The organism is Aquimarina macrocephali JAMB N27, from assembly GCF_000520995.1.
GTDB classification, from domain to species: Bacteria; Bacteroidota; Bacteroidia; order Flavobacteriales; family Flavobacteriaceae; genus Aquimarina; species Aquimarina macrocephali.
Window position 1 is genome coordinate 1 of sequence record NZ_JACA01000026.1, and the last position, 23,027, is coordinate 23,027.

Consider the following 23,027-nt stretch of genomic DNA (forward strand, 5'->3'; position numbering starts at 1 on the left):
CAAAAAATAGCTTGTGGCGTGACGAAGGAACTCCTTATTGCAGCTTATGGGCAAAGCATTTTTGATGCGCCCATAATAACTTGCCGACCGAAGGAAGTCACTTGGCTATTTACCTATGAAAACAAAAAGCCCGAACGTATCGGTTCGGGATTGTTAATGATCTGTATGTATTTTTTTAGCTTTTTAATTTTTTTGAAGCTATTAAAATTTATTAAAAGCTTTTAAAGCATGAGTGCGCTCTATCTTTTTAGTTTTTAAGTTATTTGATTATTTTTTATAGCCAATTTTCTTTCTCTCATCCAATTCAGGTGTATCTAATTTTTTGTTGAGTTCATCAAGATAATCAAAGACCAGTTCTATGTTTTTACTATGATTGGTAAGCTTCTTTTTGATTTCTTCGATTTCTAGTTTTACACTTAGGTTATCGGTTAGCATTTCTCTTATCTTGGTAAACACCCTAATAATCTGGATATTGACTTTTATAGCAGTAGGGCTATTGAGTACGCTGGATAACATTGCAACACCTTGTTCTGTAAATGCCATCGGCATATATCTTGTTCCTCCCCAATTTGAGGTGCCAAATTGGCTCCTCAAGTTTTCGAACTCCTCTTTGGTCAGTTCAAACATAAAATCTTCTGGAAAACGCTCAATATTCCTTCTTACTTGTCTTTTTAATTGTTTAGTCTCTACTTGATAAAGTTCTGATAGATCACTGTCTAAGATTACTTTTTGATCTCTAATTAGGTATATTTTACTAGTGATTATCTCGTTTGGAATAATAATATCGTTACTCATTCTTTATATTTTCTTTTACTGATAAATCGTTATTGTAGCTTCGTTATTTCTGCTTTACTTAATCCTGTAAAGCGCATAATGGTTTCTATATCAACATTTTCTTTTCTCATTACTTTTGCCATTTCTTTAGCTTTTTCTTGTTGTCCTTGTTCTTTAATCTTATAAGCAGGAACATACTCAAGGCTCTTTTCTAATTCTTCGAGTAAACCACTTTGTGCAAAGCTGTAAAAGGATTCTTCGGTAATGATGATGTGATCTAAAACTTCTATATGTAATATTCTCCCTGCTTGTATCAGTCTATTGGTAATGTCTTTATCTGATTTGGATGGTTTTAATGTGCCAGCAGGATGGTTGTGTACTAAAATAATCCGTGTAGCCCTTTTTTGTAAAGGTATGCTGTAGACTTCCATCGGTTCTATGATCGTAGTGTTTACACTACCCATACTGACGAGTTCTATATTAAGTACGGTGTTGGCATTGTTTAGGCTGATTGTCCAGAAGTGTTCCCGATCACGGTCTGTTTTTTGCTCCCGTTTTAGGATGCGTTGCATAATTTCGTACAGTTCTTCGGGACTTTCTATTTTGGTATTTGGTTTCACTCGGATGTTCATTGTGTAAGGGTATAAAGTTATGGTTTTATATGGTTTCTGGTTTACTCTATTGGATGATAATTATTTACAATTTCATGTAGGTTTTCAAGATCGTCTTGCAAGTATCTTTCTGTAGAACTGATGTAGCGGTGTCCTGCCAGATATTGAGTTTTTCTAAGATTGTACTGACTTAACCAATTGGTGATTACACTTGCTCTGATCTGTTTGGCGTTCTGTACTTTTTGGTTATACTTTCTGATCTTTTTTATAATAGCATTGACAATGATAAACCGATCTCCAGAAGGGAAGAGTTGATCTGTATCAGTTTGTAACCGTTCTAATAGTTTACTTCTAATTTCACCTATATATTCCATAAAATCCATCATCTGCCAAGGTTTGAGTTCGATTTCTCTGGCATTACTCTTTTTCGTTCCTGGGATATAGATTTTACCTTTGTTTAATTGTACATGTTCTGTTTTTAGATTTTTCAGGTCTTTGGTGTCTAATCCTTGGTACACCAGTAATCCAACAATAATTTTATTACGTTTTGAGGTGTATTTGTGATATTCTTCTTGGTACGTATCGGTTTGGTAACTATAATATAAATCTTCTAATTCTTCGGGTTCGAGCAAGTTATGGTTGAGCGTCCTTCTTACTCCTTTTATATTAGTATCTTCTATTGGGTTGTCTAGTCGGTAGGATTCACTTATCAGATATTTGAAGTAGTTTTTTAAGCTTCCCAGTTTATGATTGATCGTTCTTTTACTATTGCCTTTTCGGGTTAAATGTTTGATGTATTTTAAACAGGTTTTATAATCTATTTCAATAGGTGTAGTATGATTTCGTTTGCACCATTTTGTAAAATCTGCAACTTGCCTTTCATTACTTTTGATGGTAGTTGTTGCATATCCTTCTTTCTTTAAATGCGTAGTATAATCATTCATTTTCTATGGTTTTTACGATGTGAGTATAAATCTGTGTGGATTCTAAGCTGCTATGCCCTAAAAAGTGTTTGATACTTTCGAGTGGTACTTCTTTTTGTAGTAAATGAGTGGCTATGGAGTGTCGTAACGTATGCAGAGTGATATCTTTTTCTATGATCTTTGTATTTTCTGTAGCTGTTACTATAGCTTTTAGACGATTGGCAAAAGACATGCCTTGCAGTCGTGTACCGAACTGACTTATAAATAAAGCTTCGCTTTTTATATGATTAGTAAACTCTGGTCTGGCTTCGTAGATATAATCTTCTAATATTTGTAGGTTGTATTTGTTGATCGGCACAAAGCGTTCTTTGTAATTCTTGCCTTTGCGTACATAGATTCGTTCTTTATCAAAAAGGATATCTTTAATATCAAGGTGTACAGCTTCATTTCTACGTAATCCACAACTGTAGAATATCGTTAGGATAGCTTTGTCACGTATTCTGATACATTTACGTTTATTACTATAGCTGCAAGCGGTAAAGAGTTCTTTGATTTCAGGTTGGATTAGTATATTTAATTTTTCTTCTGTAGGGTTATTTTCTGCTTTTAGATGTACTCGCAAAGGTGTTTTGGCATCATGTTGTATCAGATAATCCCTAAACTTCTTTAATGCCTGTTGGTGTTTATTGAGATAGGATTTACTAAGCCCACCATACCTAGTTTCATTGGCTCTTTGTGTAAGCTGCTGGTAATATTCTTTTACCAATTGGGTAGTGATGGTATCTACATCAGTATGTCCGTGACACTCTAGCCAGTAGAAGAACTCTTTTAGATGACTGGGTAAGTAATACACCGTTGTTTCTGCGTACCCTAAGATATCTAACCATTCGGTAAATGAAGGCAATAGTATTCTATAGCTAGGACTTTCTAACTTTAATTTTTTCATCGGTATGTGTTTTTTAGAGTTTGGTGAACTACTTGTGTAATCCTCTGTTTGCCAGTAATGCTTATGGTTCATTTGACCTTGTGAACCACTATGAACTACTTTGAACTTCTAATTGTTTTATGGTGTTAGTAAATAGTTGTTCTATCTGTGTATGGGTAGTATTGTAATCCTCGTAAGTAGTAACTTCGTATTGATATCCGTTCCTTTTATCTCCTTTAGCTTTTTGTATTAATCCTGCTTCTTGTAATTGTAACATATAACGTTTTTGATTACTCGGATTGATCCGTAGGATATGACGGATTTCTTTATTGGTAAAAATAGTTTGAGTATGGGTTTTTAGGTAAGTTTTGAGCATTTCAAAAAAGTTACGACACGCACCGCTTAATACATCACTCTTGCGTAATAATACTTCATGTAGCAGGATATTAGCTGCTTGTATATCTTCGATCGTGGTTTCTATATATTCCTCTCCTGTCTGCTTATCATATTTTTTTGGACGTTGATACTGACAGTAAAAGGTAACGACTTCTATAAGTTGCAAATAATGTGAGTTGGTTCTTCTTGGTTTAAATACTGACTGTGGTAATTCTAAGTATTCTGCATAGGGATTGATAATTTTAATAGGTTGTAACAACATTTGTACGCTCTGTAAGATGTTTTTTGCTTTGAGTTCTGCATCGATATTTACTTTTCCTGCGCTAATCAATCGTTGATACTGCATGATCTTTTGATCTTGTTCTTTTGATTCATCAATATATAACAGGAAGCTCCTGTTGCTGTTATCTTCGTAAATAGATTCTTGTGTGGTACACCCTGCTACAGATACAGGACCTTCTACCGTTAGGTGTATGGTTTTAGTAGTTCCTTTTCTATCTTTATGTACTACGGTTTTTGTAATTCTTCGTTTGGATTGTAATTCTCGTAATGGATAAAGTACACTTTCTGCTCCGTCTAAGTCTTCTATCAAGATTAATTTGTTCCGTAATTCTGTACGATTGAAGTAGTAAAAAGCATTTTCTGATAATACGGTAATTTCTACTTTTTCATGATCAGGTATGAGTTCGGCTACTTTGGATTGTAAATGTGTTTTACCTGATCCAGAAGTTCCTAAACTGATACAATGTAAAGGGTTATGGCTTTTACGACTGGTAAAGATTAGGTACATTAATAATCTGTTGGTTTCTTCTCCTATGACTCCACTTTGTTCTATCAGCTCATTGGTTTTCTCTAACAAGTTTTTAGATTTTAAAAATGCCTCTGCGGCTCGCAGTTCTGTACTTGATAGTTCTTTGATGGGGATTTCGTTTTCATCAATATCCAATTGGCTTAATCGGTATTGCTCTAGTTCATTGGTTAATTCTTGGAGGCATTGCCTCACTATTGATGTACCTATTTCTATACGTTCTGCTACTTTTCTAACAAGTTTCTCTACTTGGTTATCATTGTATAAATCTACATTGTGACGTAGTTTGGTTTCAGATTTTACTTTATTAATTCCTAATGTAACCCGTAACGCTTCTAAATGATTGAGTTTGATACCGCCTAAGATTGATATTTCTAAGTACTTTGTTGTGTATTCGTAATTATTCGGGTTAGTAGTATTTAACATTGTTGATAAGTTTAAATTCTGACATATATATCACAAAACTAAAACATTTATCAGATTTAAACAAGGTTTATATATCTTTGTTATGATATTTATATCGCTTATTTTCGCTAAAACCTTATTATATATAGCATTTTAACTACTTTTAAGTATGAATTTAGGGCAACAAATAACTAAGTTACGTAAGCAAAAAAAACTTTCTCAAAATGATTTGGGTAAAAAAGTAGGTACTTCAGGAGATATTATCGGTCGGTATGAACGTGATGAAGTAAAACCATCTATAGAGGTAGCTGCTAAAATAGCTGATATACTAGAAGTATCTTTAGATTTCTTAATAGGTAAGGTAACTGTAGAAGTAGATAATAAACTCCTTAAACGTGTTATTGAAGTACAACAGATGAATGATAATGATAAAGAACATATACTATATACTCTTGATGCTCTTATCAAAAATGTAAAACTTAAATCTATTACATAAACAATATCAACATTTCTACTTACTGTAATTTATACTATATATAATCATCATGCATTTTTAACCTTAAAAATGTAGTCATATCACACAACTAACTATAAAACAGTTTATTACAGCAATTTTTTAATGCTTTTTTGAACCCTTTTTCTGATCAAATTACATTTTTGCACCTAAAAATGTAGTACTTTTAAGACTATGTTTAATTATAAAGCAAAGATTGTTAGGTGGATTGATGGTGATACCTTGCAAGTAGAGATCGATTTAGGGTTCTATGTACAGACCACACAAAAAATAAGATTGGCTCGTATTGATGCCCCAGAGATGAGTAATACTGTAGCGTATAGAGAAAGACAAGCAAAACATGCCAGAGCAGTAGCCAGAAAATTTTGCCCAGAAGGGGCTACCGTTACCATTACTACAACCAAACAAAACAAAGACCAATATGCACGATATATTGCAGAAGTGATCTATAACGACACTAATATATCTGATTACCTGATTGATAAAAATGTAGCTAAATTATACAAAGAATAAATCTGACCGATTTCTAAAACATAAAAAAACAGCTACAAACTTAATGCCTGTAACTGCTTCTTATATTTATTACTTACCGTACCACTACGAAGTCAGGAGACATTCGAAGAATAGGGTATTACCAGTCGTGATTACTTTCATTCACTTGTAAATCATCTTTATATACGCTACTTAATTTTTTCCCACAGAAAGGACAATATTCTATAAAAAGCAACTTAGATTCATCAGATGATAATTTATTAGAGTAACCATCACTAAAAACATATCTATATTTATTTGATGGAGTAGGAATACCTCTTTTTATTCCTTTTTCAATAAAACTTTCAGAAATTTTAATGACTCTAAAATTTATTCCTAATTGAGAATCTACATCGTATAAACCTTTCATTTTTACACAACAGGTTTGTTCTTTTTTTTTCTTAAACATTTTACTTAGCTAATTGATTTATTGCGTTTACAAGTTCTTTTCCTATGAATTGATATTCAGTACTTATCTGTCCTGTTCTATTATGAATACCTTTTAATAAATTCAAAGTTCCTGATTGTTCTAATTGTTTTATAGCAAATTGACTGATTCTATATGAAGCTACTTGTCCTCCATTTTTAATGTATGTTGCAGCTACAGCAGCATTATCCGTTAAAAATATTGATGCAGAACTTGCTTCTGATCCTGTAGTACCTCTGAAAAGAGTAACTGCTTCATCAAACTCATCAAGAGGTTTAAGTAATTTTAAAAAATTAGATGATGATTTAGCAGTAACAGTAGTAGTTCCTCTTGCAGCCCAAGCTGCCCAAGCTCCTTTAATCCCTCTAAGAGTCCAAGCAAATACCGCTTCACTTGAAAGAATTAAAATAGAATTATCAACAGCTCCCATGCCTACACCTTCTATATCTCTAATAGAATATCCTTCAGATTCTAAACGTGATCTTGTTTTTCCATTAGGAGAATAACTTATTTCACCATCTGTCTCTATAGTATCATAATCATTATCATCTGCAAAAACTTCTGCTTTTTTAGTTTTAGTATTGATTTTTATATGATCATTTGGACCGCTAACACTTGCTAAAGCTGTTTCAAAAGAAACCTCATTACCTTGGTCATCTTCATATCTTTTAGTGTCCCAATTATAATGTTCTCCATCCGCTCCAGAAGGATCTGCCCAAACAACAGGATTATTATCAAAAGCAGTATATGTAGATTGAGAAAAGTGAGTCACTGGATCAATACCTGTCCATCTAGCAATGGCAGGGTCGTACTTTCGTAAATCCATCTCATAAAGGTCTAATCCTAAACTTTCATTATGCTCAACACCGTTAAACCCATAGTTATGTTTTCTACCATTTACAGCAAAGTTGTAACCTCTATGTTGCAGCCCAAAAGGATAATAATTCTTCTCTTCCTGTACGATGATCCCTTCTTCGGTTTCTTGTACCACACTAATATCATCAAGGTAAATCTCTTCTTCTGCAGCTATACTACTGGTTAATCCCAGTTTGATATTTAGCTTAGAAGCATCTTGTTTGATCTGATAAGTAGCTTCAAAATTACCTTCGCCAGCATCTCCTGCAGAATACCATCCTGTACTCTTGTTGGTAGCATCAATCTCATTGACCAGTACACGCATCTTATACCCTTTGCCATTGGCATCCAGTTTCAGTCGTATCTTCACAGTTTCACCAGCACTAAAAGATTGTGTAATCTTTTTATTCGTACCACTGTACATATATCTTACTTTAACACCTAAACGACCATTGGTTGCAGATACGCCTCCGCCACCCCAGCCATCGGTACTACTATCAAAAGTATCATTTAAAAAAGTCTTGTTACCGCCTTTATTATAGCTTAAACGTATATTGCCTAAATGATCTTTATATTGATAGATGTACTTAAAGCCATCTGAGTGTTGTTCTACATACCCTTCTGAGGTATTAAAAAACTCCAGATTACCATTCTTATACACATAATTACCGGCATACTCAGTCTCTATTAAAGAACTTCCCTCTGTTGCAATCTTTTTTAATTTTGCTCCAGTGGCGTCGTAAATATAATTAATATTTCCATTATGATCTGTATTATTTACAGTAACTGTTTGGGGTAGGTTTAAATGATTATAGGTAATCCCTGTAATCCCCTTGTTTTGATCCTCAGTCATATTACCATTAGTGTCGTAGACATAATCATTAGAAGTATCAGCAGTAGTATTCACCGCATCATCTTTAAAGCCAAACTGATCTATAGGGGCAGCATCACTAACTTTCATGAGCTTATTGCCGCTGTCATACGTATAAGAGAGTATATCCATATCCCCAAAATCTGTGGCTGCTGCATTAATATGTCCTTTTCTATTTAAAGAAAGAATGTTCCCAACCTTATCATACGTGATATTACTTATCGAATAGTTACCAGTATTATCTGTTGCACTTACAATTCTATTAAGGGCATCATAACTATACACATATGAAGTGCTTACCGGATTGTTCGGAGGGTTAGGGTTTACACTTTGAGTTTTCCAATGGGTCTCTGCTATATTACCATTAAACAGCGGTGTAGCTCCAAGTTGTGGGGTATTGTAATTGATGCCAAAAGCAAACAGATCATTCCCCAAGTTGTTTACATCATTGATCCCTTTTAACCAGCCTCTTACATTGTATTTGTAGTGAATATCCTGTAATCCATTACCCACTTTTTTAGACACTAACTGCCCTAAAGCATCATAGGTATTGGCTGCGATAACTTCTGGATCCTGAGTATTGATCTTTTGGGTTTGGTTGAGTACTCTACCCATATGGTCATACATAAAACTATCTATCGTTACAATCGCTGCATGACTATCTTTGATATGCGTGGTTGTGGTTTCTTCTACCTTACCCACAAAATCCAGCTTGGTTTCTATAATATCTGTAGTGTTTAGATACTCATTCTTACTGGCTACATAGATCGGTCTTGATTTGGTATCATAATAAGTAACCGTAGTGATCCAATCCAGAGTTTCTAACACCCGTACTTTACTAACTACCGGTAAGGATTTGGTTTGCGCTCTAGGGGTTACACCATATATGGTGGCTGGTGCATTAAAAAAGGTATCTTCACTGCCTAAAACAGTATAGTCCCCATAATAATTGATGGTGAGTAGTGTAGCATTGGTCACTTTGGGATAGCCCCCATCATTATAGTACAATTGTACCCCATCTACTAGTACAGGAGCAATACGGTCTACCCACAATGCATCACTATAGGCGGTAGCCTCGGTTTGTAGGGCTGCGCGATCCTTGGGATCGGTGATTTTACCGGTGTAGGCTACCCGACCAAAGGCATCGTATTTGGTATAGAGCCATGCATTGGTTGCTTTTAAGTTGGTATCCTGGGTCATAATCGGCTGATCGAGTTTGTTATACACAATATACTCCTTGCCTTTGCCAGGGATCTTCTTCTCGATCAATCGGTTTCTATAATCATATTTATATTGGTAGCACAATTCGGTAAGCTCAATAGCAGAGATACTTGTAGTACTCGTATCTACTTTAGGTGGTATTACATAGGTTAAATTCCCAAATCTATCATATACATAATGGGTATCATGCGCTGATCCTGCATTAAAGGTTCGTTTTAAAACAATTCTACCTTGTTTATCCTTGTACTCTTTAGTAGTATGATTATTACCAGCTGCCGGAGTCCAGTTTTCATCTTGAGTAATGGTTATGTACAATTGATTTGCACCATAAAAACCATCCTTTACCAAGCTAGGAGCTTCAGTATCGTTTGGATTGGCAAAGTCTACTTTAAAATAGATTACTTCATTAACTTTATTAGTATACCAATCTGTCTTAATAGCGTGATCTGCATCACTATTAGGGTTAGCTTTCCAAGCTGTACCAGGCGCACCTATTTTTATTACTCGATTAAGAGGAGATTTATCAAAAATACTCTCTGAGTAGGCATTAACCTCTCCCAGATTAGTATTAGTAATCCCGGGAAAATCATCTGTATAGTTGTCTTTGTAATATTGGTTAATATCTTGATTTACATTAATATCTTTATAACTCCCCACCGTATTACTTGCCTCAAAAGGCAGGTATTGTTTGTCTTGTCTGCCATACACATCATACTCGATATGGGTTACAATATCCTTACCATCTTTAGAGGCTTTGATTGCTCGTTGTTGTATCGGTCTACCCAGTCCATCAAAATAGGTAACACTCTCTATCGTCTTATCAACATCATTGATATTAGTACAATTTACAGCCTCTATCTGCGCAATAGTCATGGCTGTTTGAGGAACTGTCGAATGTATATAATTCTTATCCGATAACACCACCTGGGCCTGAAGCTTCAACCCCATTAGTAGTATCGCGATGCTATATATTATTTGTTTTTTCATCTTACTATATTGTTTATGAGATTAATGTTGCTCTCCTGTACCATTACCACCTCCTCCGGAGGATTTACTAACAATCACTGGCATGGTTTTTAGTACCGATTGGTTTGTCCTGGTATCTGTCACGGTAGCTTGAATCTCATACTCGCCGTTGTCTGTGGTCCCATAAGAGAATGAAGTCCCTGTCCTATTCGAGGTATAAGTAGACGAAGGACTTGATAATCGCCATACTTTCCAGGTAACAGTACTGTAATGCCCTGATCCTGCACTTTTTGTTAAATTAAAAGTTACACTAGGATTAGCATTGGTAAGAGTGGCATTATCAGGGGTTACATTGATCACCATAGGGTTATACGAATATATCGTAACACTCTTTTCTTTAAAATGTCCTGAAACCGTGTTATCTATAACACGAAACTTAACAGTATATTCACCTGCAGTTGGGAAATTATTAGAGTAACTGGTGCCTGTAGCACTTTGTTTTACGTTATTAACATACCACTCATAGCCACGAGAGCCTGATCCTCCGCCAATTCCATGAGCACTAAAAGATATGTTTGTACCTTTTACAATGTATGTTTTACTAGCAATTACAGAAGGAACATTTAGTGGATTATACACGTGCAATGATCGAACTTCGCTATCAGTAGATTTACCACTTCTGTTATCGATCACTTTAAAATATACCGTATAGGTTGCTGCTGTATTGGTGGTATAGGTAAAAGTAGTTGCAGTGCTGGCTTGTTTTATAGTATTTACATACCACTCATAACGAAAGTCACCGGTTCCTCCCCCAATACCCGAAGCACTAAAATTAACATTAGTACCTGTGATTACATGCGAATAATTTGCACTTACTACGGGGATAGTAATAGGAGGATACGCTACCACTACATTCAATGTTTTACTGACCCTATGTTTGGTTTGCGTATTATAGATCAGTACTGATACTGTATACGTGCCTTCACTAGCAAAGGTTTTGGTAAAACTGGTGGTGCTATCACATTGCTCTTGTGTACCATTTACAGACCAGGTATAAAGGTTTGCACCCCCGTTTCCTGAGGTATTGGCAGTAAACGTAACTGCTTGATTGGGTTGAACAGATCCAGAAACCGAGAGCTGGATAGTCACATCTCCTAAAACATCGGATTGCTGACCCTGGTAATTATAGCGTAGCTGCTGAGCTATATACTGTTCCTGATCCAGGGTATACTGTAAGCGGTTCATCTCATCATACTGGTAATACATAGTATATCCCTCTGGATCTGTCATACTAGTCACCCCAACAAGAGGGTCATAGGTATAGCCGCTTATTTCTGCATTTTTAAAATAGGTATGCTCTCGTAAATCCTTAAACAGGTTACGCATAGTAAGTTCTTCGCCAGCAGTATTCTCTGTATTAGAAGCTGTTTGCAATTGTGTAATTAGTGTTATTGCGGTAGCTGGGATACCGATATAACTGGCATTATCGATCTTAGCAATAGGCAGGGTATTGTTATATCCCCAGACATACATAATATGACGCCCATCGACTTGTGAAACTTCTAGAGGGTTTCCCTGGGTATCGTATTGAAGATAAGTAAGGCGAGCTTCTGGAGTATCACTGCCTTTGGCAATCTTAGTAATCTCTGGTAATACTATGCCATTACCCCAATTTTTAAATTCCAGAATTTGGGTGGTCATTAGAGTAGTGCCTTCAGTATTTTTTGTCTCTATAGGAGTCGTAATCCTGTTTTGAGCCACCAGAGCATCATTAACAACACTACTCTTATCATAGGGATACGTGTACTCTGTAATCATGTTTTTATCATCACTATCTGTATGGGTTTGTGTTTTTAGTTGCCCATATGGATTGTCATACGTATAGGTAATATCCCGAGTAATGGTTTTTCCTGCATGAACCTCTATTTGTTTAGACGATGTTACCGGAAATATCTCTGAGTAGTTGACATATTCTTTTACTCCAAAATAATTAGGGACATCTGTGTAATTATATTCTGTTACAGATTCTGGGTCATAAAAAAAGACGATTTGACCTACTTTTAAATTATACGAGTTTAAATGCTGTAAAGCTCCAAAATTCATATCTATGATACTATCTTTATTGATAATACTAGCAATTGAAGAATATACGTTGCCATTCTTTTTCAATAGGTCTTGTTTGAGTACTTTCCCTCTTCTCCAGTTGTTTTTTTCGGTTGGAGCAAAAGGAAAAATTTCTTCTTTATCGGGACCTCCAGAAAAGAAACGTTGTGTTCGTTGGTCTTCTCCATTATCTCCTAATTTAATTTCTTGAACAGATTTGTATAAGACCGGACTCCCAATATAGCTACTTAACGGGATAGTACTTGATGATCTGTTTTTTATTACGGCACACTCGTTTTGAGCAACATATCCATGTATTTCACCAGTTTTGTATATAGGTTTAGAAAGATTGATCCCTGTAGATTTTCCTGCTTCATCGTCATAAGAATACGCTTTAGTAATACAATTTCCTTCTCCATCACAAGATTTTACCTGTGCTACCCGAATACCTCCAAAAGGGATATTAGCATATGTTGGTGTAGGGGTATTATCATTGGGCTTATAATATTTTATGTTTACGCTGGCTTTAGCATAAGAAGGATTGATAGGCTCTATGGGCCTATTGATATATACTTCTAGTTCATATTCTCCCGGATCCAACTTAAATATGGTTGTATTCATATATTTTGGATCTTTTGGATCAGGGTCAATTACAAGCTGATCATATAGGTAATTACATATGCTACCTGGGGTAACACAACTAACTGTTGATGCTACATTTTTCTTTTTAAGTTTAACCAAGGCTTCTGCCCCTCCACCTGTGGCTTGTAAATCATATGAGATTGAAATATAAGTTCCTTGCCCGGGGATTTCCCCTGGAGTGAAAGTGATTGATTTGGTTTCGGTAACAAATTGACTATCTGGATAATCAGTTGATTTTAAAAGTAATTCATCCGGAGTATTTAATCTATCTTCTATACCAATTTCTCCTGTATCTAATGCCCCATATACTTGATTTTGAGCATAGGTAATTTCAGAATATCCTTTGGTGGGGTAATATATCCTTTTCAACGCTCCTAATCTGGTGCTATTAAAATCAGGAGATCGATTTGAGTTTGAAGAAATCAGACTTCCAGAAGTATTTGTGTTCCCATTGTAATATCCCCAATAATCTTGCTTATAGTACGGAATCTCTAAATGTGAACTGCCAAAATACTCGAATGTGTAATAATTTCTTTGGGTATCAGGCGTGTGTTTACCTCTGTGAATTGCTGTAAGTAATTTTCGTTTTACGGTCTTATCATCATAAGTAAACGCATATTGCATAATATCCTGCCCTACTGTATTCTTGATCTTAATACCCTCAAGTGTTACCGGGTTTTGTCCTTCGAGAGCAGGGTTTAGTATCGTATAATCAAAAGTTACGGTTTCTGATGGGGTAGTAATCGTACTAATACTTAATCCCTGGGTATTCGAAAGTGTTTCACTTTTAAACAGCCCTATTAGATTTGGTTTAGCCTGGCAATAGTTTGTCTCATATGTAGGAGCCGCAGTTACCCAGGTGTCTGAATGTACTTTTTGAAGTGTATGTTGATTTACATAGGTAAATGTAATTTCTTTGGTATTAGGTAATACAATTTTGTTAATCACCCAGGCCGATGTATATGGCTGGATATGATCTCCGTTCTCTGTGGTGGTCTCTTCTATATCATTAAAATAATATTTGATCCCAGAATCATCGATAAGTTCGAAACCACCATTATTGGGTAAACGTGTAAGCTTGTAATTCTTATATGGTGCAAAAACAGCTTCGTCATTATGGTTTAGATAAAAGGTAGCCGATAAAGATCCTACATTAATCATATATTTATCAGATTCGGTATCCCATTTTCCGGACACAGACCCTCTAACAAGTGCATTTTTATCTGCATTTGACATCCCGTCTTTATTGGTATGAAATTGATATACTTTTTGACCAATAGTATTGGGACCAACATACCCAAGTGGTGATTCATCAGGAAGACCTCGAATCTGACGAGTAATCATACCTTTTCCTATAAAATCCCAGCCTAACCCAACGGCTCCGGGGATAGCTTCTACTTGCAGACCCGCATAGTTATAGGATAATGAAATCGGTAAACTAAAGCCTGATTCATTAATAGTATGCAATGGGATGCTGTGATTGATCCTTCCTGTAGAAAGATTAACAGGAATTTCTCCATATTTTCCCAGACTAGCAGCCTCGGGAGAGGTTGGAAAAATCTGCGGTGGTTGTGCGGGTAATGGCTCTGCCTGACCAAGAACTGTAAGTCCCAGAAGCAAGAATGCCACCGTAGTAATAAGATGTTTCATATAAAAGTAATTAGTGACTAATTTTGTTTTTTTAATCGTATTCTCAATACAATATTAAATCATCCCAGTTTCATTTTTCGGGACTGAGAAAAAAAAATGAAAGTTTTTTTAGAAATGAGTTGGAAGAGTTTCAGGCTTCTGGGTAACTGCTCTTTTAACTACCCTATAAAAGGATTAATAATATTCGTTTTTCGATCTTTTGTATAGAATCCAAAAGTAAAATCCACCGGTTCGGCATACACAAAACTTTGTACGGTGATGTCATACTCAACAGGAGCATCTAAACTTTTCATCGTATTAATGATGCGATATAGTTTTGTTTTTGAGATTCCTAATTTAGAGATCAGTTCTTCTGGTGATCCTGTAGCTTGCAATCGAATAAGCTGATCAATACGTTCTATAAGTTTGATCTGTTTGATAATACTATTCATAATGAGTTGCAGATTAAACCTTAATAATGTAGTAGAGCATTATCTAAGGTAAAATAATGAGAATATTAATCATTGTTTAATGCAATTATGGGGTAGTTTACATCTGGTATTTAATGGAGCAAAAAAAGGTATTTTTGTTTTATAACATCTGCTATGAATTTGTTTCTTCTGGTATCCCTGTGATAGTTCATCTTACTATTTTTTTGTTTCCTCAAATGTAAGGTTGCAGTGTAGTCAAAAACAAGAAAAGTAAGTCGGTATTTATCAAATACGACCTGTTTTTCAATAATCAAATTATTGATTTTCAAACAATTAAATACATGCCGTGTTTAAAAACTGATATTTCAAAAAAAAGTATAAGCTCGAGAGATTTTCGCAATGAAATAAAAAAATTTATGTTAGTCAGAGTGATTTTCGGTAGAAAATTGTATCGAAGACAAGTAAATTTTCAAACAAAAGCCTTGTCATCCTGAGCTTCGTCGAAGGGTCAATACAATTTTTCTCCACGTCATCTCGAGCGCAGTTGAGAGGTCACTATGAAAAATCACTCAATTTGACGGCTTTTTTAAACGAAATCCTTACATCGAATTCACGTTAAGTAGAAAGAATATCAGAAATTCGGAGTAATTCTTTATTAATTTCGTGACCTTCTCTTAGGCCAACATCAAAACTTGTTGCTGTAATCTCATTATTAATAATGCCCACCATTACGTTTTTCTTTCCATCAAGAAGTAATTCTACTGCTTTAACACATAATCGACTAGCCAGTGTTCTATCAAAACATGATGGGGACCCACCACGTTGCATATGTCCCAAAACAGTTACTCTCACCTCATAATCTGGTAGATTTTCTGTTACATAGTCTGCCAGTTCATATACATTTTTTCCTGTTTTGTCACCTTCACTTACCACAACTATACTCGAAGATTTACCTGATCGCTTACTGCGTTTTAGTGATTCTAACAATCGATCAAGGCCTAAATCTTCTTCTGGAATTAAAATTTCTTCTGCTCCTGCACCTACTCCACTATTAAGAGCAATAAATCCTGCATCACGCCCCATTACCTCAACAAAAAATAATCGGTTATGTGAGCTGGCCGTATCTCGTATTTTATCTATTGCATTGATCACTGTATTTAATGCAGTATCATAGCCTATTGTATAATTCGTACCCGCTATATCATTATCTATGGTACCAGGAACACCGATTACAGGAATATCATATTCTTCACTAAAAATCTGTCCTCCTCTAAACGTCCCATCACCACCAATAAGGATCATAGCGTCTATTCCTATTTTTTTAAGGTGATCTGCCGCTTTTTTTCTACCCTCGGGAGTTTTAAAATCCACAGATCGGGCAGATTTAAGTATCGTTCCTCCTCTACTAATAATATTACGAACACTTCTGGCATTCATTACCGTATAATCTCCTTCTATCATCCCCTGATATCCTCGATAAAACCCTATACATTTCACATTATAGTAAGCGCATGCTCTTGCTACAGCACGTATTGCAGCATTCATTCCCGGAGCATCTCCTCCCGAAGTCATAACACCAATGGTTCTTATCTCTTTTGCCATAATTAAATATTTAACAGGATGATAAAAATAACCAGAATTAGTTATTTTTCTCGGTAAAGTTAATAAAATTCGGAGTTTCTATTTTGGTAGTATCCTTGGGTTTTGCAATAGAGTCTTTTACTTTTTTACTTTTAAAGATCTTAGTCCACAACTCATTAAAATTATCAAAATCGACCGAATATGAAAGTCCTATCCCTTGTTCATACCCCTGATTTCCTGAACCGACAAATTGAATTGTATTTTGTCGATTAAAAATCTTTCCTCTCAGTGATCCTTCTTCATTAAAAAGGTATTCTACTTCGACATCCCCAACTACATTAGATTCGTTAACTCCCCCAATAGGGACTCCTACTCGTCCGTTAATCAGAATTCTGTTACTAATCTGAGTAGAAAGCGTTAACCCAAATTGATCTGCATCTTCCTGATCCAAGCTTTTAACACCTTGAACATAATTTAATCCTACCTGAAATTTATCATCTTCGTCAGAAAATATTCCATTAAAAAGGCTAGATGCTCGTTCTGCAACCAAACCACCAGTAAGTGCATTGGCATCAAGAGTTCCGTTATAAAACTGTCCAGAAGACACCAAAGAGAGTGCTTGTAATTCTTTATTAGACTGATCGCTTAGTTTATAATCCAACTCACTTTTTATCACAGAGCTTAAGTTTGGAAATTCTATATTAAAATTAACATTAGGTTGAATTAATTCTCCCTGAAGGTCTATAACTACTTCTACTGGGATTTTACGATTTATCGAAGAGTTCTCTAACAATATTGCAGGATTTGCTTCTGTTTTATATACTGCACTAAGATCCAAAACTGCTCGTGTAGGACTCCCATCCCAGTTAATTGTTCCTCCTTCTCTAACGGTAAACAGCTTTTCTACAAAGGCTCCATATCTAAAATTATATGTTCCTTCATAAGCTACAAAATCGCCCCACATATTAAATTTACCATTGGTATTAATCTCAATAAGTAATGTTCCGGCTCCGCGTCCTTTTAATGAACTTCCTGTACTTTTATCCACGACCACCTCTACTTCGGCATTATCATTTACATCAAGTTCAAAATTAAGTTCTAGTCCCTTTATATCATCTAATATAATTTCTTTTCCTTCTAACCGAGCTCGTTTCTCCTCAGGGCTTAAAAAGTGTATATATGAATTATCTCCTATAGATTCTGTTTCGTTTAACGGGATTTTGAAAATAGTCCCTCTTTCGGTCGTTGCATTAACATCAATAACCAGTTCATCGGTTGGCCCTTTGATAGTTGCTTCGCCGCTTATAAAACCGGTACCATAGTATAGGGACTCTTCATCTTCTTCGGTATCCAAAACAAGGAGTCTTTCATTTGCTAATATTTCTAATCCAAGTTCCCATTTAGAAAACCTACGATGTGCAATATATCCACCAAGAATACCTCTGGTTTTATATTTTGTATCTGTAATATCAACATCATCAAAATTAAAACGTTGTTGTTTTAAACTTACCTTTGAGTTATCATCAAAATCGAGGTCAATATTAAGATAGGGTACAGTAAGTCCAACTCCATCTAATGTCAATACCCCATCCATAGAAGGATTTTTATAGCTACCAGATATTTTTGCTTCTCCCGAAACGAATCCTCGTATATTGGTAATCACTATTCCTCCAAGTGCACTAAACTCTGAAATATCGAAATTATCTAATTCCAGATCCACATCTATTGCTGGATTCTTTTTTGAAACATTGATCCCTCCTATTGCTGATAATGTTTTTTGCTTTTCGCTATTAATCAACCGTGTATTTATGTTATATTGAGTAAGGTCCTCGTTTCCGGAAACATTAAACCTCAATTCCCCCAGTAGTGTCTTATTAACCTCTAAATCCCGAATCACTACAGTAGAGGTCGGAAGGTAATTCCCATTTTCCTGAAGAACAGATAATTCTCCATCTACTCTTCCCTTAAAATTTAAACTATCAATCCTGGGTGTAATTTTATTAAGATCTACATTTTCAAAGGTTGCTTTTAGGTCTTTATAATCTTTACCCCTGGTAATACCATTAAGTTTGATCTCTTCATCCAGATAACTAAAGATTACCGATCGTATATCTATATTTTTAAAATCATTATCAAAGATGATCTTATTGTTTGTTCTACTCTTTTCTCTATTGGCATACCAGGTATGGCCTTTGTATGTGAAATCAGATTTTTTTATCCCTACTACAGAATTATTTTCTTCGTTTATAGTATGATAGAACTCCAGGTTAAAGTTGTCTTTATTATTCTCTCCTCCCTTAAATTCTGAGTGCATAAATAAGGTATCCTTTAAGGTTACATTAATCAGACTAAACTCGGAAACATCATAATATTTTGAGTCTATACTATCAATAGCGATGTAGGTATTAAATAATGGGTTTTTATTATCAATCTGGATATCTACATCCTCCATAAAATTATCAAAGGCTTGAATCGAAGGTGATTTAAACGTAAGTTTAAACTCTGATTCATTACTCTCTACTTTTCCTTTAATACTAGTATTAGGTGCAAATTGAACTTCTGGGAAGAATACATCAACTATTTTATTATAAATATTGAAATCAAACTCCATAAACTCATCATCTGTAATTTCGGTAGCTTCAAAATTGGTATACAAGCTTCCTATAGAATTTCTAAACAGGTCGTATACATTTTCAAACCTAAACACTCCTTTTACATTACCCTCTACAATATCCGGACTATTGATTGTAATGGTACGTATGTTCTTATCATCAAAGCTTGATGTGATCTCAAAATCTTCAAAATAAAATCCAGCATCCTGGTTGGTGTACAATGTTTTTTCAAAAGCAATAGTTCCGAAAGCATCATTGATACCTGTTCCTTTCATGTTCATGTATACATCACCATTAAAAACAGAAATACTATCTCTGGTAAATAAGTTTAGTTTATTAAGATCCATATGATCTACATAGGCCTTAAAATTATAGTTATGTATTTCTTGTGATAAATCAGCTACCCCATTAAAACTAAACCTCACATTAGGATCTTTAGAATTAAGATTACCATCAAATACACGGTCTTTAAGGTTCCCTTGTGCTTTTAAATCTGTATACGTATATCCATTAAAATCAAGCTTGCTAATATCACCTTCTATCTTGGTATCTAAACTTTTTAAAGTAAAACCTGTTCCGTCTACATGAATATCAAAAACAGAATTCCCTATTGATTTTCTACCTAATAGTTGACCAACATTAAAATTATTAGAAATAATATTTCCGTTATACGATGCGCGTTCTATGTCATTAAGGTTCTCAAGTAAAACAAAGGCATTGATCTTTCCTAATTGCGAAAACAGGTCCATATCAATATCTACAGTTTTTGTAGTTACAATAGCATTACCTACTGCACGTACACTACCAAATTGATATAATTGTCTTGGTAAAGAGTTCCCTAGTACTCTTGGCAACAAATTCACCAAATCGTAATAGTTACTTGTTAAATTTGTAAAATCTCCTTCGAGCTCAAATTTTGAGGCATCACTTACTGCATTTTTAATTCTTATATCTCCTTGTATTGTAGATCTATCTAATCCCGAAATGTTCGCATTAACTATTTTAAAATCATTAAGTACTCCTCTAACCGATGTATTTTGCATTCTCAGCATTTGATTTTTTCCAAATTCTCTATAAAAAGGAATCAAATCATTGGTAGAAATAGTTGCTTTATCAAAATCTGCAGTGATATTTACTTTATTTTCAAAGTCGTCTAATCCTCCAACATCATAAGAAAATAGGATTTCACCCTTGATCTTAGAATCCTTGGTTTCTATAACTAGTTCCTGAAACCTCATATCTGTCGCAGTTATCGTAAAACAGGTTTGAAGTTTGGAGACATCTAATCCTCTAAAATCTTTAAATGATAACGCATCTATAGTAATATACACATCATCGCCATCTACTATCAGGCTCTCTGCATCAAGAACAATATCGGTGTATTCTACGGCTTTTGGGTTTCTTAAATTCTCATTAGTAAAACTATATTTTCCTCGTTGCAGATTAATATTTTTTGTTGAAAGGATAAATTTTTCTCCAGAAGGTGGTTTTTTCCCTGTATTAAATTTTCTAACAAACGTCATCAGGTTATCACTACTTTCATCTTTATATATTTTCATATCAAAGATCAGGTCTTCTATAGAAACTTGCCCTAATTCGGGTCTGCCTTGAGTAACTTGTGTTATACTTCCTATAGAAGTTTTGATACTACTGGCATATATCAATGTATCCTGATGATGGTCTCTAACTAAGATTTCTTCAAGATATACATTACCAGCATAGGTTAATCCAATTCGGTCAATATGAATATCAACACCATAGGTTTCATTAAGGTAATTGGTAACTTTTTCTGCAAAATATGTTTGGACCGCAGGAATAGAAAATAGCACTACCAAAAATGCAAATAGCGATAAAAGGACAAGAAATGTCCTTAACAATATTTTCCTAAATTTCCTGATACGTTTTATTGTTTTAACTTTGTTGACAATATTAACAATTTCTATGCCCTTTTCCTCATAATGAATCCACAAAAAATATACATCCTCGGTATTGAGTCTTCATGCGATGATACTTCTGCTGCTGTATTATGTAATGGACAGGTTTTATCCAATGTTGTTGCATCGCAAAAAATACATGAGTTATATGGTGGTGTTGTACCCGAATTAGCTTCTAGAGCACATCAGCAAAATATTGTTCCTGTAATCGATCAGGCAATTAAACAAGCAAATATAAAGAAAGAAGATTTACATGCTATTGCCTTTACCCGAGGCCCTGGATTAATGGGATCTTTATTAGTAGGAACTTCTTTTGCTAAGTCATTAGCTTTGGCTCTGGATATTCCATTAATAGATGTTAATCATATGCAAGCGCATATTTTGGCTCATTTTATTGAAGAGGATGAGTTTGAGACCCCAGAATTTCCTTTTTTGGCAATGACAATAAGTGGTGGACATACCCAGATTGTTAAGGTTAATACACATTTTGATATGGAAATTATTGGTGAAACTATCGATGATGCTGTTGGAGAAGCTTTTGACAAAAGTGCAAAGATATTTGGTTTACCCTATCCGGGTGGGCCATTAATTGATAAACATGCGCAGATGGGTAATCCAAAAGCATTTCCTTTTCCTAAGCCAAAAGTTGGCGAACTCAATTTCAGTTTTAGTGGACTTAAGACTTCTGTCCTCTATTTTGTTCAGAAAAAAGTAAAAGAGAACCCTAATTTTGTAGCCGAAAATCTTAATGATATATGTGCTTCTTTACAGTATACAATCATTAATATTCTGATAGATAAACTAAAAAAAGCTTCGAAACAAACCGGTATTAAAAGTATTGCAATTGGTGGCGGTGTTTCTGCAAATTCGGGAATTAGAAAAGCATTAAAAGAAGGAGAACAAAAGTATGGATGGAAAACTTATATTCCCAAGTTTGAATACACCACAGATAATGCTGCAATGATTGGGATTGTAGGGTATTTAAAATATCTGGAAAAAGATTTTACTGATATGAGTGTTGTAGCCAAAGCCCGAATGAAATTCTAGTCCCGGGAATTATATAAATGTATAACCTGACTTTTGACAATAAAAATGTAAAATGCAATTATTCTATAACCATACCTTAACAGCATCCAGTAGCGAAATAAAATTTTCGAGAGAAGAAAGTAAGCACATTGCCAAAGTATTAAGAAAAAAAGAGGGTGATCAATTGCATATTACCAATGGTTATGGAGTTTTATTTATTGCGCGTATCACGTTTTCTAACCCATCCCAATGTATTGCAAAAATTGAAAACCATGAGCAACAATATCATAAAAAATATAGACTGCATCTGGCTGTTGCTCCTACCAAGATGAATGATCGATATGAATGGTTCTTAGAAAAAGCTACTGAAATTGGTATCGATGAAATTACTCCTGTTATTTGTGATCATAGTGAGAGAAAAATCATTAAAGCAGAACGATTCGAGCGTATCCTGCAAAGTGCGATGAAACAATCGCTGCAATGTTATTTACCTAAACTAAACCCTGCTATTACATTTTCGGAGTTTATAAAACAAGAAAATAAAGACCATTTATTAATCGCTCATTGCGAAGAAACCAAAAAGCAATCTTTAAAAAGTGTTCTTCTGCAAGAAGTAAACACTACTATTCTTATTGGTCCCGAAGGAGATTTTTCGACAAAAGAAATTGATACAGCACTACGTTCGGGATATACCCCTGTTACATTAGGAGAAACCCGATTGCGAACTGAGACTGCAGCAATTGTTGCTGCGCATAGTGTAGCTTTTATAAATACATAAAAATGAGCTACCTCAAAATAACTGAAGCAGCTCAATTTTAATTATCTAGTTACAATACTAAATA

Annotated in this window: 16 protein-coding genes; 5 read left to right on the plus strand and 11 right to left on the minus strand. The window is 34.8% G+C overall.

Annotated elements, in window-relative coordinates:
• A partial coding sequence (locus Z054_RS32330; protein WP_035092281.1) for a hypothetical protein occupies positions 1-225 on the plus strand: 225 nt, incomplete at its 5' end.
• A 42-nt stretch (positions 226-267) separates the two neighbouring features.
• Here the strand turns inward: Z054_RS32330 and Z054_RS0115935 are convergent.
• From Z054_RS0115935 to Z054_RS0115955, 5 genes are all read right to left on the minus strand, one after another.
• On the minus strand, positions 268-795 hold the full coding sequence (locus Z054_RS0115935; protein WP_024771044.1) for an ORF6N domain-containing protein: 528 nt from the start codon (positions 793-795) through the stop codon (positions 268-270).
• 29 nt (positions 796-824) lie between these two features.
• Positions 825-1,406, minus strand: a complete 582-nt coding sequence (locus Z054_RS0115940) for a JAB domain-containing protein (RefSeq protein WP_024771045.1) — start codon at positions 1,404-1,406, stop codon at positions 825-827.
• A gap of 41 nt (positions 1,407-1,447) precedes the next feature.
• Positions 1,448-2,329: a tyrosine-type recombinase/integrase gene (locus Z054_RS0115945; RefSeq protein WP_024771046.1), complete on the minus strand. Its 882-nt coding sequence runs from the start codon at positions 2,327-2,329 to the stop codon at positions 1,448-1,450.
• Positions 2,322-3,254 (minus strand): tyrosine-type recombinase/integrase, encoded by a 933-nt coding sequence (locus Z054_RS30350; RefSeq protein WP_161635299.1) that lies wholly within the window; start codon positions 3,252-3,254, stop codon positions 2,322-2,324. Before Z054_RS30350 ends, Z054_RS0115945 begins: the two co-directional genes overlap by 8 nt.
• Positions 3,255-3,342: 88 nt before the next feature.
• Positions 3,343-4,863, minus strand: a complete 1,521-nt coding sequence (locus Z054_RS0115955; RefSeq protein WP_024771048.1) for a hypothetical protein — start codon at positions 4,861-4,863, stop codon at positions 3,343-3,345.
• 148 nt (positions 4,864-5,011) lie between these two features.
• On the opposite strand from Z054_RS0115955, the gene Z054_RS0115960 reads away from it, so the two are divergent.
• Together Z054_RS0115960 and Z054_RS30355 are read left to right on the plus strand one after the other, a co-directional pair.
• Positions 5,012-5,338, plus strand: coding sequence for a helix-turn-helix domain-containing protein (locus tag Z054_RS0115960; protein WP_024771049.1), 327 nt, complete (start codon positions 5,012-5,014; stop codon positions 5,336-5,338).
• A gap of 192 nt (positions 5,339-5,530) precedes the next feature.
• Positions 5,531-5,869 (plus strand): thermonuclease family protein, encoded by a 339-nt coding sequence (locus Z054_RS30355; protein ID WP_024771050.1) that lies wholly within the window; start codon positions 5,531-5,533, stop codon positions 5,867-5,869.
• Between the two features lie 118 nt (positions 5,870-5,987).
• Here the strand turns inward: Z054_RS30355 and Z054_RS0115970 are convergent, their stop codons facing one another.
• The 6 genes from Z054_RS0115970 to Z054_RS0115995 form a co-directional block, all read right to left on the minus strand.
• On the minus strand, positions 5,988-6,257 hold the full coding sequence (locus Z054_RS0115970) for a hypothetical protein (RefSeq protein WP_152538581.1): 270 nt from the start codon (positions 6,255-6,257) through the stop codon (positions 5,988-5,990).
• 40 nt (positions 6,258-6,297) lie between these two features.
• Positions 6,298-10,248, minus strand: a complete 3,951-nt coding sequence (locus tag Z054_RS32490; RefSeq protein WP_084050395.1) for a DUF6443 domain-containing protein — start codon at positions 10,246-10,248, stop codon at positions 6,298-6,300.
• Positions 10,249-10,269: 21 nt separating this feature from the next.
• Positions 10,270-14,622 (minus strand): PKD domain-containing protein, encoded by a 4,353-nt coding sequence (locus Z054_RS0115980; RefSeq protein ID WP_024771053.1) that lies wholly within the window; start codon positions 14,620-14,622, stop codon positions 10,270-10,272.
• 158 nt (positions 14,623-14,780) lie between these two features.
• Positions 14,781-15,053, minus strand: a complete 273-nt coding sequence (locus Z054_RS28695; protein WP_024771054.1) for a hypothetical protein — start codon at positions 15,051-15,053, stop codon at positions 14,781-14,783.
• A 594-nt stretch (positions 15,054-15,647) separates the two neighbouring features.
• Complete coding sequence (gene pfkA, locus Z054_RS0115990; protein WP_024771055.1) at positions 15,648-16,634, minus strand: 6-phosphofructokinase; 987 nt, start codon at positions 16,632-16,634, stop codon at positions 15,648-15,650.
• 37 nt (positions 16,635-16,671) lie between these two features.
• Positions 16,672-21,102 (minus strand): translocation/assembly module TamB domain-containing protein, encoded by a 4,431-nt coding sequence (locus tag Z054_RS0115995; RefSeq protein WP_051473786.1) that lies wholly within the window; start codon positions 21,100-21,102, stop codon positions 16,672-16,674.
• 81 nt (positions 21,103-21,183) lie between these two features.
• Between Z054_RS0115995 and tsaD the strand changes: the two genes are divergently transcribed.
• Both tsaD and Z054_RS0116005 read left to right on the plus strand, forming a co-directional pair.
• On the plus strand, positions 21,184-22,206 hold the full coding sequence (gene tsaD, locus Z054_RS0116000) for a tRNA (adenosine(37)-N6)-threonylcarbamoyltransferase complex transferase subunit TsaD (RefSeq protein WP_024771057.1): 1,023 nt from the start codon (positions 21,184-21,186) through the stop codon (positions 22,204-22,206).
• Positions 22,207-22,258: 52 nt separating this feature from the next.
• Positions 22,259-22,963: a 16S rRNA (uracil(1498)-N(3))-methyltransferase gene (locus Z054_RS0116005; RefSeq protein ID WP_024771058.1), complete on the plus strand. Its 705-nt coding sequence runs from the start codon at positions 22,259-22,261 to the stop codon at positions 22,961-22,963.
• The last annotated feature ends 64 nt before the right edge of the window (positions 22,964-23,027 follow it).